This window comes from Streptomyces sp. NPDC002004 (assembly GCF_053593975.1).
The window spans coordinates 91,631-105,799 of record NZ_JBSFDP010000009.1 but is presented as its reverse complement, the minus strand read 5'-3'; the positions used below and the strand labels follow the sequence as shown (position 1 = coordinate 105,799).

The window sequence follows — 14,169 nt, the reverse complement described above, 5'->3', positions numbered from 1 at the left end:
GACCGACACAAAGTGCAGCCCGGTGTGCGTCACTGTCAGTGGCGGTGCGTAGGGTTCGAAGCAGCCGTGCACCAGGGCGGCGCGACGGGCCGCGAGTGTGCGGTAACAGGGGACAGTGCGAGAGGGGACGGCACATGACGGTCAACTTGTCCAAGGGCCAGGCCATCAGTCTGCAGAAGAACGACGGGGGCGCCCTGACCGCGGTGCGCATGGGACTCGGGTGGCAGGCGGCGCCCCGTCGAGGCCTGTTCGGCAGGCGCACCCAGGAGATCGACCTGGACGCCTCGGCCGTGCTCTTCGCGGACAAGCAGCCCGTGGACGTGGTGTTCTTCCGTCACCTCGTCAGCGACGACGGCTCGGTGCGGCACACCGGTGACAACCTCGTCGGCGGCGCGGGGCAGGGCGGTGACGACGAGGCGATCCTCGTCGACCTTCAGCGCGTCCCGGTCCACATCGACCAGATCGTCTTCACGGTGAACTCCTTCACCGGCCAGACCTTCCAAGAGGTGCAGAACGCGTTCTGCCGCATCATCGACGAGACCAACGGCCAGGAGCTCGCGCGTTACACCCTCGACGGCGGCGGCCAGTACACCGCCCAGATCATGGCGAAGGTCCACCGCGCCGGTTCCTCCTGGCAGATGACGGCACTCGGCACCCCGTCCAACGGCCGCACGTTCCAGGACCTGATGCCGGCGATCCTGCCCCACCTGTAGTCACTCAGCAGCAACAGCACTGGCCGGTACGAGGTCCGACCGCCGCAGCGGTTCGACGAGGGGGACGAACGACGATGACGGTCGAGCTGGTCCGGGGGCAGAACCACCCCCTCGCCCAGACCCGTCTGGAGATCCGCGTCTCCGCCGGCGCGCCGGTGGTCGCGGGTGCCACGCTCACGGACGAGCACGACACGGTGCGCGGCACCGGATGGGTGGCCCACCCAGGATCTCCGGCACTCCCCGGCATCGAGGCCTCCAAGCAGGCCGCCGCGGACCACCGGCTCGCGGTGGACCTGGACGCCGTCCCGGAGGAGGCACACCGGGTCAGTGTGCTGCTGGCGCTGCCCACGGGTGTCGGTGGTCCGGCGCACTTCGGTGCCGTCGCCGCTCCCTTCGTCGCGGTCACCGCCCTCGACGGCACCGAGGTGGCCAGTTACACCCTCACCGGCCTGGACAGCGAGTCCGCCGTCGTCGCCCTGGAGCTGTACCGCCGTCAGGGTGCCTGGAAGGTACGCGCGATCGGTCAGGGGTACGCGGGCGGGCTGGCCGCCCTGCTCGCCGACCAGGGTCTGTCCGAGGCGCGGGAGCTTGCCGCGGAGATCGACGAAGCGGTGGCCCGCGGTCTGGCCCGCTCGGTCGCGGCGCCCCCGCAGCGCACCACGGACGAAGCGCGGGTGCGAACGGCCGGAGGCGCGTCGCCCGGGGCGGGTACGCCGGGCGGAGCCGGCACGCAGGCTCCCGCCGAGCCGCCGACCACCGTCGCCCCCGCGCCGCAGCAGGCCCCGGGCGGGCCCGTCGACTACACCCACCCGGGCCGTAGCACCGGCGCACCGCCCCCGCCCATGGCGCCCCCGCCCTCCGACGGCGCGGCCGCCGGACCGTTCGCCGGGGACGCCACCGGCTGGTCCATGGACGAGCGGCTCTACAACCAGGTGTGGGGCATGTTCGAGGACCTGGCGCGGACCACCGCCGCGTACCGCAGCGCGGTCGACTTCGCGGACTCGCGCCGGGAGCAGGAGCTCGACAAGGTGCTCGCCGACCCGCGCAACAGGGCCGCCGGCGGCGCGGACGTGGCCCGCGAGGCCGCTCGCGCACGGCACGCGGAGCTCACCGACCGGGCCAGGGACGCCTACGACCGGGATGTCGCCCAGCTCGCCGCGGAGGCGTCCGTCGTCGAGCCCGCGCTGCCCCCGGCCTACGCCGGCTGGGACAACCCGGTCTGGCACGCCTACCGCGTCCCCACCGAGCCCCCGATGGCACTGCGCCTGGGCGATCTCCATCTTCCGGAGAGCCCGGAGCTGCGCATTCCGATGCTGCTCAGGCTGCCCCTGGAGCGAGGCCTGTGGATCGACAGCGGTCGCACGCACACGGCCGCCGCCGAGGTGTACGCCGATGCGCACGACCTGCGACGGCTCGCGATGGAGAGCGCCGTCGCGCATGCGGCGCGGCTGCTCGCGGCCCATCCGGTGGGTGAGTTCGCCGTGCACGTCATCGACCCGGCGGGTTCCGCCGCCGGCCCGCTGGAGCCGTTGATGCGCGCGGGCGTCCTCGCCTCGCCCCCGGCCGTCGGGGCCGCCGGAGTCGGTGCCCTGCTGGACCGGCTCACCCGGCGCGTGGACCTGGTGCAGATGGCCGTCCGCAGCGAGGCGTCCGACGCCCTGCCGCCGGATGTGGACACCGCCCGGCAGCTCCTCGTCGTGAACGACTTCCCGCACGGCTTCGACGACCGGGCCGTCAACCAGCTGCGCTATCTGGCCGACGAGGGACCGGACGTGGGCGTCCACCTGATGATGGTCGCGGACCGGGAGGACACCGCCGGGTTCGGGCCGCTGCTCGACCCGCTGTGGCGCTCCCTGCTGCGGCTGACGCCGGTACCGGACGACCACCTGGCGGACCCCTGGGTCGGGCACGCATGGACGTACCGGCCGTCGCTCGTCCCGCCCGGCAGCCAGATCCTGCACCAGGTGCTCACCCAGGTGGCGCAGGCCCGTCGAGCCTGGGACCACTGACACCCGGACACCCGCCCCGACCTGCGTACTTGGGATCACCTTTACCAAGCCCTTTACCATTCCTTGGTGTTTCGGGTACTGTTTTCCACGCGGAGGGGAGTACTCCCGAACGCGGCGCGCCCGTCAGTACGGACCTGTCCAAGGTCCCGGGGCGCCGGCCCGCGGCGCAGGTGGAGCGCCATGCGCCCGGGTGGAGGAGACCTCCGGCAGCGACGACGCTGAAAGTTGCCGTGACGACTGCCGGAGGAGCAGTGGACGTAACCCTGACCATGTGGGTTCTGACGATCGTGGGCCTGTGCGTCCTGATCGGGGCCGACTTCTTCATCGGCCGCAAGCCCCACGACGTATCCATCAAGGAAGCCGGGATCTGGACGGTCGTCTGGATCGTCCTGGCCGCCCTCTTCGGGCTGGGTCTGCTGCTGTTCGAGGGCGGACAGCCCGCCGGGGAGTTCTTCGCGGGCTTCGTCACCGAGAAGTCGCTGAGCGTCGACAACCTCTTCGTCTTCGTCCTGATCATGGCGAAGTTCGCGGTCCCGTCGCAGTACCAGCAGCGCGTGCTGCTGATCGGCGTGCTCATCGCGCTGGTGCTGCGCGCGCTCTTCATCGCCGCGGGCGCGGCGATCATCGCCAGCTTCTCCTGGGTCTTCTTCATCTTCGGCGCCTTCCTCATCTGGACGGCCTGGAAGCTGGTCCAGGAGGCCAGAGCCGAGGAGCACGACGAGGAGTACCAGGAGAACAAGCTGCTGAAGGCCGCTGAGAAGCGGTTCGGTGTGGCCGACCGCTACCACGGCACCAAGTTGTGGATCCGGCAGAACGGCAAGCGCGTGATGACACCGATGCTGGTCGTCGTCCTCGCCATCGGCACCACCGACGTGCTCTTCGCGCTCGACTCGATCCCCGCGATCTTCGGCCTCACCCAGGACCCGTACATCGTCTTCACCGCCAACGCCTTCGCCCTGATGGGGCTGCGGCAGCTGTACTTCCTCATCGGCGGTCTGCTGGAGCGGCTCGTCCACCTCAGCTACGGCCTGTCGGTGATCCTCGGCTTCATCGGCATCAAGCTGGTGCTGCACGCGCTGCACGAGTCCGGTGTGCCGGCTCCGGAGATCTCCACTCCGGTCTCGCTGGCCGTCATCTGCGCGGTGCTCGTCATCACGACGGCGACCAGCCTCATGACCTCCAGGAAGCAGGCGCGCGCCGAGGCGGTGCAGAAGCAGAGCGCCGACGTATGACGGGCACCGGTGCACCGACGACCCGGCGTAGGGCGGCGGCCGTGGTCGCGCAGCCGCCGCCGCACCGCCGTACGACGTGGGGCGGGCGCCGCGGCGCTCTGCGGCGGTCGGGTCCATGACCGTCCGGCTCCGGGCCCTCGTGGCACGGTGGACGTCGGTCGTGCCGGTCCTCGCCGTCGTCCTCCTCGCCTTCACCTGGGGCCGCGCCCTGCCCGTACCCCTCGTCGGCCTGGTCACCCTGGTCCTCGCCGGGTCCGTCCTCGCGGCGGTGCACCATGCGGAGGTCATCGCACACCGCGTCGGAGAGCCCTTCGGCTCGCTCGTCCTCGCGGTCGCCGTGACCGTCATCGAGGTCGCGCTGATCGTCACCCTGATGATCGACGGCGGGCCCAAGAGCGCCACGCTGGCCCGCGACACCGTCTTCGCCGCGGTCATGATCACCTGCAACGGCATCGTGGGCCTGTGCCTGCTGGTCGCCGCGCTGCGCCACCGCGTGGCCGTCTTCAATCCGGAGGGCACGGGGGCGGCCCTCGGCACCGTCGCGACCCTGGCGACGCTCAGCCTGGTCCTGCCGACGTTCACCACCAGCAAGCCGGGCCCGGAGTTCTCCACCGCCCAGCTCACCTTCGCGGCCCTCGCCTCGATCGTCCTGTACGGGCTGTTCGTGGCGACCCAGACGGTGCGGCACCGCGACTACTTCCTGCCGCCCACCCGGCAGGGCGCCGTCACCGACACGGATGTCCACGCCCACCGGCCGTCGTCCCGCGCCGCGCTGCTGAGCCTCGGCCTGCTGGGCCTTGCGCTGGTCGGCGTCGTCGGACTCGCCAAGGGCGTCTCGCCGACGATCGAGTCCGGTGTGCAGGCCGCGGGTCTGCCCGCCTCGGTGGTCGGGGTCGTCATCGCCCTGCTGGTGCTCCTGCCCGAGACGATCGCCGCGGTGCGCGCCGCACGCCGTGACCGTGTGCAGACCAGCCTGAACCTCGCCCTGGGCTCCGCGATGGCCAGCATCGGCCTCACCATCCCGGCCGTCGCGGCCGCCTCCCTCTGGCTGTCGGGGCCGCTCGTGCTGGGCCTCGGCCCCGTTCACATGGTGCTGCTCGCGCTGACCGTCGTCGTCGCCACGCTCGTCGTGGTGCCGGGCCGCGCCACGCTGCTCCAGGGCGGTGTGCATCTCGTCGTGTTCGCCGCGTACCTGGAGCTGGCGGTCACCCCGTAGCGGCCCGAGCGGGCCGGCCGGGGGAGCGGGGCGCGGGCCGCTCAGCCCACCGCCGCTTCCGCCTCCGTCTCGGCCGCCGCAGCGAGCCGCGGACGGGTCTCCGGCAGCAGCGCGAAGCACCCCAGACTCAGCAGCCCGACTCCGGCCAGATAGGCGGCCACGCCCCACGGCGCTCCCGTGCTCTGCCGCTCCAGCGCCGTCGCCACGATCGGAGTGAGGGCACCCCCGAGTACCCCGCCCAGGTTGTAGCCGACGGCCGCACCCGTGCAGCGCACCCGCGGTGCGTAGAGCTCGGGAAGGTACGCGCCGATCACGGCGAACATCGTGATGAACCCCAGCAGCGCACCCAGGAAGCCGAGGAACATCAGCAGCGGTTCACCGGTCGCCAGCAGCGCGATCAGCGGGAACATCCAGACGACGGTCGCGGTGCAGCCGGCCAGGCACAGTGGCCGCCGCCCCCACCGGTCGCCCAGCAGTGCGACCAGCGGCGTCACCGCGGCCTTCACGACGACGGCCGCCATGATGCAGGTGAGCATGACGGTACGGCTCACTCCCAGTCGCTCCGTACCGAAGGCGAGCGACCATGTAGTCACCGTGTAGAACACCGCGTACCCGATCGCGAGCGCGCCGGCGGTCAGCAGCACCAGGCGCCCGTGCCCGCGCATCACCTCGACGAGCGGCAGGCGCGCGCGGTCCCTGAGCTCCAGGAAGTGCGGGCTCTCCGTGACCGACCTGCGCAGCCACAGCCCCGCCAGGGCCAGCGCACCGGCCGCCCAGAACGGCACCCGCCATCCCCAGTCGGTGAACTGTGCGTCCGTGAGCGTCGCGGACAGCGCGAGAACGATGCCGTTGGCCAGCAGGAACCCGAGGGGCGGACCGATCTGCGGGAAGCTCGCCCACAGCCCGCGCCGCGAGGCCGGCGCGTGCTCCGCCGTGAGCAGCACGGCCCCGCCCCACTCGCCCCCGACGCCGATGCCCTGAAGGAAGCGCAGCACCAGCAGCACCACGGGGGCTGCCACACCGATCGAGCCGTATGTGGGCACACAGCCCACCGCGACCGTCGAAGCGCCCGTCAGCAGCAGCGAGACGATCAGCACCGGGCGGCGGCCGTGGCGGTCGCCGATGTGCCCGAACAGCATCGAGCCGAGCGGCCGGGCCACGAAGCCCGCACCGAAGGTCCCGAACGCGGCCAGTGTTCCCGCCAGCGGCGAGAACGTGGGGAAGAACAGCGGGCCGAGGACCAGTGCGGCCGCGGTCCCGTACACGAAGAAGTCGTAGAACTCGATGGCCGTCCCGGCAAGGGAGGCGGCCGCGAGTCGCACCATCGACGGCGGAGCCCCGGGGCCGGATACGGAGTGTGCAGTGCGCATGCCACGTCAACTACCCACAGTGATCGCCGGTTACGGGGGCGCGCGGAGGCGAGCGGCGCACCGGGGGTGGCGTGATAGACCTCCCCTGAAGCGCCGATCCGACCCGGAGGTGAAGCGCCGATCCGACCGGAGGCACGCATGACCCGCCCGACCCGCTCGCTCGCCACGGCCCCCGTCATGATCCTGAACGGGCCGAACCTGAACCTCCTCGGGCAGCGCCAGCCGGAGATCTACGGGTCCGACACGCTCGCCGACGTGGAGGCGCTGTGCGCCAGGACGGCCGCCGCGCACGGCGGGACCGTCGACTTCCGGCAGTCCAACCACGAGGGCGAGTTGGTGGACTGGATCCACGAGGCCCGGCTCAACCACTGCGGCATTGTCATCAACCCCGCTGCCTATTCGCACACGTCGGTGGCGATCCTGGATGCGCTCAACGCCTGCGACGGGCTGCCGGTGCTGGAGGTCCACATCTCGAACATCCACCGGAGGGAAGCCTTCCGGCACCACTCGTACGTCTCGCAGCGTGCCGACGGTGTGATCGCGGGCTGCGGTGTGCAGGGGTACGCGTTCGCGGTGGAGCGGGTCGCGGCGCTCGTGGCGGCCGCGTCCTGAGGGACGGAGTTCCGATGCCGGCCCGTCGGCCGGGGGCGTGCCCCGGACGACGCGCCGTCGTCGTGCGCCCGTCATGCACCTCGCTTACGGCGCACGGCACTTGGGGCACTTCGGCCGGCGGTGGAGCCGGCCGGGGCGCGGCCCGGAGGCGGTGCGCCCCCGGACCGCACCGGTGTCACCAGCCGCGCGCGTGCCACTCCGGGAGGTGCGGCCGCTCGGCGCCGAGCGTCGTGTCGTTCCCGTGCCCGGGGTAGACCCAGGTCTCGTCGGGGAGCCGGTCGAAGATCTTCGTCTCCACATCGTGGATGAGGCTCGCGAACGCCTTCGCGTCCTTATGGGTGTTGCCCACGCCACCCGGGAACAGGCAGTCCCCGGTGAACACATGCGGGTGTCCGTGCGGGTCGTCGTAGACGAGCACGATGGAGCCCGGTGTGTGGCCCACCAGGTGTCGCGCCGTCAGTTCGACGCGGCCGACCCGGATGGTGTCGCCGTCGTCGACCGGGACGTCGGTCGTCACCGGAATGCCCTCGGCGTCGTGGCGTCCCGCGTACGTGCGCGCGCCCGTCGCGTCCACGACCTCCGCCAGGGCCTGCCAGTGGTCGCCGTGCCGATGCGTGGTGACGACGGACGTGATGCCGTCGTCACCGATCAGCGTCAGCAGTGTGTGCGCATCGTTGGCCGCGTCGATCAGCAGCTGCTCGCCGGTGGCCCGGCAGCGCAGCAGATAGGAGTTGTTGTCCATCGGGCCGACCGCGACCTTGGAGATCATCAGGTCCTGCAGCTCGTGGACATCCGCAGGACCGCCGACCTTCACCGCTCCGCTGTACGTCATGGGAGTCAGCCTACTCAGCGGTCCCGGACCGTGGCGGCAAGGAGCGCGTATCTACAGGGGCGGCAGTGTCGGCAGCGGGCCGCCGGAGGCGTTCAGTGCGGACCCGTCCCGGCGGCCCGACAGCCAGCCGAGGAGATCCGCCTGGTGGCCCGTCACCGTGACCGGGGCGTCGTCACGGCCGCCCGTGGTGAGGGTGCGGCCGTCCTGCTGCCTGATCGTGACGGCCGGCAGGTCTGCGCGGCCCCGGAAGCGCTCGGCGAGGAAGGAGATCTCCTGCTGGACGAACGCGTCCGGGAGGTCCTCCAGCTCGTACCCGATGCCGAGGTCGACATGGTGCAGCTCGACCTCGACGAGCCGGCGGAAGGGCACCCGGGACGCGGAGTCGGTGACGCCGTTGCGGAGCTCGACCGTGCGGGACCAGTCGGCCGGTTCGCCCGCCGTCTCCTCGAAGCGGGCCGCGCTCTCGCGCACGTCGGCGAGCTGGGCGTCGAGGGGGCGCGGGGCGTCCCGCTCGATGTCGGCGTCCCGCGTCTCGGAGCTCGCGTACATGGGCAGACCCCGGAGTACGTTCGCGAGGGCGTCCGCGTTGCGCGCCAGATGTGCGAGGACGTGCCCGCGGGTCCAGCCCGGAAGCCGTGACGGACCGGCCACGGATGCGTTGTCCAGTTTGGCCGCTGCGGTCAGCAGCCGCTCGGTCGCGTCGAGTACGGACGCCAGGTCACGCGCATGATCATTCATGGCTCCGACGATAGCCGCGCCACACGTTCGGGTGAAGGTGGTCGACCAGGCCCACGAATCGAATGTACGTGCTATAAGCTCGACCGCGGTATCAGGCATCCTTGGTAGTCCGGGATTCCGGCAAGGGGATTCCGGCAACCAGTTCCTCGCTGAGGCGGCCCCCCATAGTCTGAGAAGGCCGGGGCCCCGCCCCTGTCGTTCTCTCAAGAAAGGTGCGGACCGGCTGTGGCCGACCGTCTCATCGTCCGTGGCGCGCGTGAGCACAACCTGAAGAACATCTCGCTCGACCTTCCGCGCGACGCGCTCATCGTCTTCACGGGCCTGTCCGGGTCCGGCAAGTCCTCGCTGGCGTTCGACACGATCTTCGCCGAGGGCCAGCGGCGCTACGTGGAGTCACTGTCCTCCTACGCCCGGCAGTTCCTCGGGCAGATGGACAAGCCGGACGTCGACTTCATCGAGGGTCTCTCCCCGGCGGTCTCGATCGACCAGAAGTCGACCTCGCGCAACCCGCGCTCGACGGTCGGCACCATCACCGAGGTCTACGACTACCTCCGTCTGCTCTTCGCGCGTATCGGCAAGCCGCACTGCCCGGAGTGCGGGCGCCCCATCTCCCGCCAGTCGCCGCAGGCGATCGTCGACAAGGTGCTGGACCTGCCCGAGGGCAGCCGCTTCCAGGTCCTGTCGCCGCTCGTGCGCGAGCGCAAGGGCGAGTTCATCGACCTCTTCAACGATCTTCAGACGAAGGGCTACAGCCGCGCCCGCGTCGACGGAGAGACCATCCAGCTCTCCGACCCGCCGAAGCTGAAGAAGCAGGAGAAGCACACCATCGAGGTGGTCGTCGACCGCCTCACGGTGAAGGACAGCGCCAAGCGACGCCTGACGGACTCCGTGGAGACCGCCCTGGGCCTCTCCGGAGGCATGGTCGTGCTCGACTTCGTCGACCTCCCCGAGGACGACCCCGAGCGCGAGCGCATGTACTCGGAGCACCTGTACTGCCCGTACGACGATCTGTCCTTCGAAGAGCTGGAGCCGCGCTCCTTCTCCTTCAACTCGCCCTTCGGCGCCTGCCCCGACTGCACCGGCATCGGCACACGCATGGAGGTCGACGCCGAGCTGATCGTCCCCGACCCGGAGCGCACCCTCGACGAGGGCGCGATCCACCCGTGGTCGGGCGGCCACACCAAGGACTACTTCGGACGGCTCATCGGGGCGCTCGCGGACGCCCTGGGCTTCCGCACCGACATCCCCTTCGCGGGCCTCCCCGCGCGCGCGAAGAAGGCCCTGCTGTACGGGCACAGGACCCAGATCGAGGTGCGCTACCGCAACCGGTACGGCCGTGAGCGGGTCTACACGACGGCCTTCGAAGGCGCCGTGCCGTTCGTGAAGCGGCGCCACAGCGAGGCCGAGAGCGACGCCAGCAGGGAGCGCTTCGAGGGCTACATGCGCGAGGTGCCCTGCCCCACCTGCGAGGGCACCCGGCTCAAGCCGATCGTGCTCGCCGTGACCGTCATGGGGAAGTCCATCGCGGAGGTCTCCGCGATGTCGATCAGCGACTGCGCGGACTTCCTGGGCGAGCTGAAGCTGAACGCACGCGACAAGAAGATCGCCGAGCGGGTCCTCAAGGAGGTCAACGAACGCCTGCGGTTCCTGGTCGACGTCGGCCTGGACTATCTGTCCCTGAACCGCGCGGCCGGCACGCTGTCCGGCGGCGAGGCCCAGCGCATCCGTCTGGCGACCCAGATCGGCTCCGGCCTCGTGGGCGTCCTGTACGTCCTCGACGAGCCGTCCATCGGCCTGCACCAGCGCGACAACCACCGCCTCATCGAGACGCTGGTGCGGCTGCGCGACATGGGCAACACGCTCATCGTCGTGGAGCACGACGAGGACACGATCAAGGTCGCCGACTGGGTCGTCGACATCGGCCCGGGCGCCGGTGAGCACGGCGGCAAGGTCGTCCACAGCGGACCGCTGGGCGACCTCCTGAAGAACACCGACTCGATGACCGGCAAGTACCTGTCCGGCAAGAAGGCCATCGCGCTTCCGGACATCCGGCGCCCCGTCGACACCAAGCGCCGGCTCACCGTGCACGGCGCGCGCGAGAACAACCTCCGGGACATCGACGTGTCCTTCCCGCTGGGCGTGTTCACGGCCGTCACGGGTGTCTCGGGCTCCGGCAAGTCGACCCTCGTCAACGACATCCTGTACACCCACCTGGCGCGTGAACTCAACGGCGCCAGGAACGTCCCCGGGCGGCACACCCGTGTGGACGGCGACGACCTCGTCGACAAGGTCGTGCACGTCGACCAGTCGCCCATCGGCCGTACACCGCGGTCGAACCCGGCGACGTACACCGGCGTCTTCGACCACGTCCGCAAGCTGTTCGCGGAGACGACGGAGGCGAAGGTGCGCGGCTATCTGCCCGGGCGCTTCTCGTTCAACGTCAAGGGCGGCCGCTGCGAGAACTGCTCCGGCGACGGCACCATCAAGATCGAGATGAACTTCCTCCCGGACGTCTACGTCCCCTGCGAGGTGTGCCACGGCGCGCGCTACAACCGGGAGACGCTGGACGTCCACTACAAGGGCAAGTCCATCGCCGAGGTGCTCGACATGCCCATCGAGGAGGCGCTCGACTTCTTCGAGGCGGTTCCGGCCATCGCGCGCCACCTCAGGACGCTCAACGACGTCGGCCTGGGCTACGTCCGGCTCGGCCAGTCCGCGCCGACGCTGTCCGGCGGCGAGGCCCAGCGCGTCAAGCTCGCTTCGGAGCTGCAGAAGCGTTCCACGGGACGCACGGTGTACGTCCTCGACGAGCCCACCACCGGTCTGCACTTCGAGGACATCAGCAAGCTGATCTCGGTGCTGTCCGGGCTCGTCGACAAGGGCAACACGGTCATCGTCATCGAGCACAACCTGGACGTGATCAAGACGGCCGACTGGATCGTCGACATGGGCCCCGAAGGCGGCAACGGCGGCGGCCTCGTCGTCGCCGAAGGCACGCCGGAGCAGGTCGCGGGAGTGCCGGAGAGCCACACCGGCAAGTTCCTGCGGGAGATCCTCGGCGAGCGCGTCAGCGACGCGGAGTGGGCCCAGGGCAACGGCGGCAGGAAGGCGGTCGCGGCGAAGTCGTCGGCCAGGAAGACCGCCACGGCCAGGACGACGACCGGGACGAAGCCGACCGCCGCGGCGAAGAAGCCCACCTCCCGCGCGCGGAAGGCCTGACGGCCGCCACCCGCGTGCGGGGGCGCGTGTCACGCGGTTCGGGGCGGTGCCTGTACGGCACCGCCCCGAGCGCACTACCGGACGCAGGCCTGCCCCCCGGGGGCCCCGGGGGGCAGGCGGTGCCCTGCGGGTCAGGCCCGGCCCGACCCGCAGGACGTTCCCCAGCCCTCCAGCTCCCAGGCGTACGGTGGTTGGGCCCCCTGCCGCGAGCAGGTGACCGCGGCCGCGCGCGCCGCGAACCCGAGCACGTCCCGCCACGCGGCCTCGTCGAGTGCCGCCAGCGCCTCCACGGAGAGTGCGTCATGCGCCGCGAGCCGGTGCAGCAGCGCGGCGTTCACGGTGTCGCCCGCCCCGATCGTGTCGACGACGTCGACCGGCAAACCCGGCACGCCGAACTCCCCGCCGCCCCGGGTGAAAACCGTCAGCCCGTCGCGGCCGCGGGTCACCACCACGGCCGCCGGTCCGGCCTCCAGCCACTCCTGCGGGGAGCCGCCGAGCCATGCGGCGTCGTCCTCGGACAGCTTCAGCAGCCCGGTGTGCGGCAGCCAGCCGCGGAACCGGGAACGGTACGCATCGGCGTCGGGGATCAGCCCCGGCCGGATGTTCGGGTCGAGCGCCGTGAAGACGCCCTGCGCGGACGCGCTGCGCATCAGCTCCTCGTACGCGCTCGCGCCCGGCTCCAGGACCAGCGAGCACGTGCCGAACGACACCGCGCGTGTCCCGGCGGGCAGCGCGTCCGGGACCGTGAACAGCCTGTCCGCCGTCCCCTCGACGTAGAACGCGTAGCCCGCCGAGCCGTCCGCGCCGATCGAGGCGACCGCCAGCGTCGTCGGCTCCGTGCCCCGCTGCACGGCCGCCACGTCCACGCCTGCCTCCCGCAGCCCGTCCAGCAGCGCCTCGCCGAACGGGTCGGCCGACACCCGGGAGCAGAAGGACGTGACGGAGCCCAGCCGGCCCAGCGCCACGGCGGTGTTGTACGGGCCGCCACCCAGCCGAGGCGCCAGCGAGGGCAGGCCGCTGTCGGCACGAGGACCCTCCGGCACGAGGTCGATCAGGGCCTCTCCGGCGACGACGATCACGAGGGGAGTCCTTTCGGGAAGGGTGACACAGGGCTCGGACGGCCTGGGTCACCGGCGGCCGGCGGGCAGCCGCAGGATGTGCGGTGGACGAGCGTGCAGGGCAGCCGCACCGCGCGCGGCGCGGCCTCCGGAGCGGCCAGCCGGTCGAGCAGCAGACGTACGGCGGCCGCGCCGATCTCCCTGCCCGGCTGGGCGACCGCGGTCAGACGGGGCTCGAACAGATCGGCCCAGGAGAAGTCGTCGAAGCAGCACAGCGCGATGTCGTCGGGCACGGACAGCCCGCGGGCCCGCAGCGTCCGCAGCGCGCCGATGGTCATCGCGTTGTTGGCGGTGACCAGCGCGGTCGGCGGGGCGGCCACGTCCAGCAGTGCGGCGGTGGCGCTCGCCGCACCGTCCGCCTCGGACAGGCCGCTCGCGACCAGCGACGGGTCGTACCCGAGCCCGGCCCCGGCGAGCCCCCGCCGGTACCCGGTCAGACGGTCCGCGGTCGTGCTCAGGCCCGGCAGGCCCGCGACCAGCCCGATCCGCCGGTGCCCCAGTTCCGCGAGGTGCCCCACGAGGTCCTCGACGGGCCCGGCGCCCTCCGCACCCACCTGGTCGAACGGGCCGTCGACGAACCGGTCGAGGAACACCGTCGGCACGGCGCACCGGGCGAGGTCGTCGAGCAGCCCGGACGGATCGGCCGACGGTGCGACGATCAGGCCGTCCACCCGCCGCTCGTGCAGCAGCCGCACGGCCCGGCGCTCATGGACAGGGTCGTCGTGCGGATCGGCGATCAGCAGGCTGTAGCCGTGTGCGAGCGCCGACTCCTCGATCCCCCGCAGGATGTCCGTGAAGTGTGGATTGCTGATCGGCGACACCGCCAGGCCGATGGACTGCGTGCGCGCGGTCACCAGCGACCTGGCCAGGGTGTTGTGCGTGTAGCCGAGGGCGTCGATCGCGTCGAGCACCGCGCGGCGCGTCGCCGGGCGCACCGGCCGGGTGTCGTTGAGGACGTGCGAGACGGTCGCGACGGACACGCCCGCATGCCGGGCCACGTCGGCCATGGTCGCCATCGGACTCCCTCCCGTCGCCGGCCTCTGTGCGTCGAGCGGAACGTACCGCATGGGCAGCGGGTACGTAAACGCTTGCGCAAACGTTTACGTCCTG

General features: G+C 71.5%; 11 protein-coding genes. 6 read left to right on the top strand and 5 right to left on the bottom strand.

Going from position 1 to position 14,169, the window contains the following annotated elements; genetic code table 11:
• The first annotated feature begins 134 nt into the window (after positions 1-134).
• The 4 genes from ACWCP6_RS16620 (at position 135) to ACWCP6_RS16605 (ending at position 5,170) form a co-directional block, all read left to right on the top strand.
• Entirely contained in the window at positions 135-713 is a 579-nt protein-coding gene (locus ACWCP6_RS16620; RefSeq protein WP_450933156.1) for a TerD family protein, read from the top strand.
• A 74-nt stretch (positions 714-787) separates the two neighbouring features.
• Positions 788-2,722 carry a TerD family protein gene (locus tag ACWCP6_RS16615; protein ID WP_450933155.1) on the top strand — a complete coding sequence of 645 codons (1,935 nt, stop codon included), beginning with the start codon at positions 788-790 and terminating at the stop codon, positions 2,720-2,722.
• Positions 2,723-2,973: 251 nt separating this feature from the next.
• Positions 2,974-3,954, top strand: coding sequence for a TerC family protein (locus ACWCP6_RS16610; RefSeq protein WP_450933154.1), 981 nt, complete (start codon positions 2,974-2,976; stop codon positions 3,952-3,954).
• A gap of 115 nt (positions 3,955-4,069) precedes the next feature.
• The gene (locus ACWCP6_RS16605) at positions 4,070-5,170 is read left to right on the top strand and encodes a calcium:proton antiporter (RefSeq protein ID WP_450933153.1); all 1,101 of its coding nucleotides are present in this window, start codon (positions 4,070-4,072) and stop codon (positions 5,168-5,170) included.
• A 41-nt stretch (positions 5,171-5,211) separates the two neighbouring features.
• On the opposite strand, the gene ACWCP6_RS16600 is transcribed toward ACWCP6_RS16605, so the two are convergent.
• Positions 5,212-6,495 carry an MFS transporter gene (locus tag ACWCP6_RS16600; protein ID WP_450933283.1) on the bottom strand — a complete coding sequence of 428 codons (1,284 nt, stop codon included), beginning with the start codon at positions 6,493-6,495 and terminating at the stop codon, positions 5,212-5,214.
• A 183-nt stretch (positions 6,496-6,678) separates the two neighbouring features.
• Here ACWCP6_RS16600 and aroQ point away from each other — a divergent pair, with 183 nt between their 5' ends.
• Complete coding sequence (aroQ, locus tag ACWCP6_RS16595) at positions 6,679-7,152, top strand: type II 3-dehydroquinate dehydratase (RefSeq protein WP_450933152.1); 474 nt, start codon at positions 6,679-6,681, stop codon at positions 7,150-7,152.
• A gap of 175 nt (positions 7,153-7,327) precedes the next feature.
• Here aroQ and ACWCP6_RS16590 read toward each other — a convergent pair whose 3' ends face one another.
• Positions 7,328-7,984 (bottom strand): MBL fold metallo-hydrolase, encoded by a 657-nt coding sequence (locus ACWCP6_RS16590; RefSeq protein WP_450933151.1) that lies wholly within the window; start codon positions 7,982-7,984, stop codon positions 7,328-7,330.
• Between the two features lie 51 nt (positions 7,985-8,035).
• Complete coding sequence (locus tag ACWCP6_RS16585) at positions 8,036-8,722, bottom strand: maleylpyruvate isomerase family mycothiol-dependent enzyme (RefSeq protein WP_450933150.1); 687 nt, start codon at positions 8,720-8,722, stop codon at positions 8,036-8,038.
• Positions 8,723-8,947: 225 nt separating this feature from the next.
• Between ACWCP6_RS16585 and uvrA the strand changes: the two genes are divergently transcribed.
• Positions 8,948-11,941 carry an excinuclease ABC subunit UvrA gene (gene uvrA, locus ACWCP6_RS16580; protein ID WP_450933149.1) on the top strand — a complete coding sequence of 998 codons (2,994 nt, stop codon included), beginning with the start codon at positions 8,948-8,950 and terminating at the stop codon, positions 11,939-11,941.
• Between the two features lie 131 nt (positions 11,942-12,072).
• Here uvrA and ACWCP6_RS16575 read toward each other — a convergent pair whose 3' ends face one another.
• Together ACWCP6_RS16575 and ACWCP6_RS16570 are read right to left on the bottom strand one after the other, a co-directional pair.
• Positions 12,073-13,020: a carbohydrate kinase family protein gene (locus tag ACWCP6_RS16575; RefSeq protein ID WP_450933148.1), complete on the bottom strand. Its 948-nt coding sequence runs from the start codon at positions 13,018-13,020 to the stop codon at positions 12,073-12,075.
• The gene (locus tag ACWCP6_RS16570) at positions 13,017-14,075 is read right to left on the bottom strand and encodes a LacI family DNA-binding transcriptional regulator (RefSeq protein ID WP_450933147.1); all 1,059 of its coding nucleotides are present in this window, start codon (positions 14,073-14,075) and stop codon (positions 13,017-13,019) included. The genes ACWCP6_RS16575 and ACWCP6_RS16570 overlap by 4 nt, the downstream gene beginning before the upstream one ends.
• Positions 14,076-14,169: the final 94 nt, after the last annotated feature.

Excerpts from the sequence above, each read along its gene's own strand:
- ACWCP6_RS16620 (WP_450933156.1), top strand. The coding sequence starts at position 135 with ATGACGGTCAACTTGTCCAAGGGCCAGGCCATCAGTCTGCAGAAGAAC.
- ACWCP6_RS16615 (WP_450933155.1), top strand. The coding sequence starts at position 788 with ATGACGGTCGAGCTGGTCCGGGGGCAGAACCACCCCCTCGCCCAGACC.
- ACWCP6_RS16605 (WP_450933153.1), top strand. The coding sequence starts at position 4,070 with ATGACCGTCCGGCTCCGGGCCCTCGTGGCACGGTGGACGTCGGTCGTG.
- ACWCP6_RS16600 (WP_450933283.1), bottom strand. The coding sequence starts at position 6,495 with ATGGTGCGACTCGCGGCCGCCTCCCTTGCCGGGACGGCCATCGAGTTC.
- aroQ (WP_450933152.1), top strand. The coding sequence starts at position 6,679 with ATGACCCGCCCGACCCGCTCGCTCGCCACGGCCCCCGTCATGATCCTG.
- ACWCP6_RS16590 (WP_450933151.1), bottom strand. The coding sequence starts at position 7,984 with ATGACGTACAGCGGAGCGGTGAAGGTCGGCGGTCCTGCGGATGTCCAC.
- ACWCP6_RS16585 (WP_450933150.1), bottom strand. The coding sequence starts at position 8,722 with ATGAATGATCATGCGCGTGACCTGGCGTCCGTACTCGACGCGACCGAG.
- ACWCP6_RS16570 (WP_450933147.1), bottom strand. The coding sequence starts at position 14,075 with ATGGCGACCATGGCCGACGTGGCCCGGCATGCGGGCGTGTCCGTCGCG.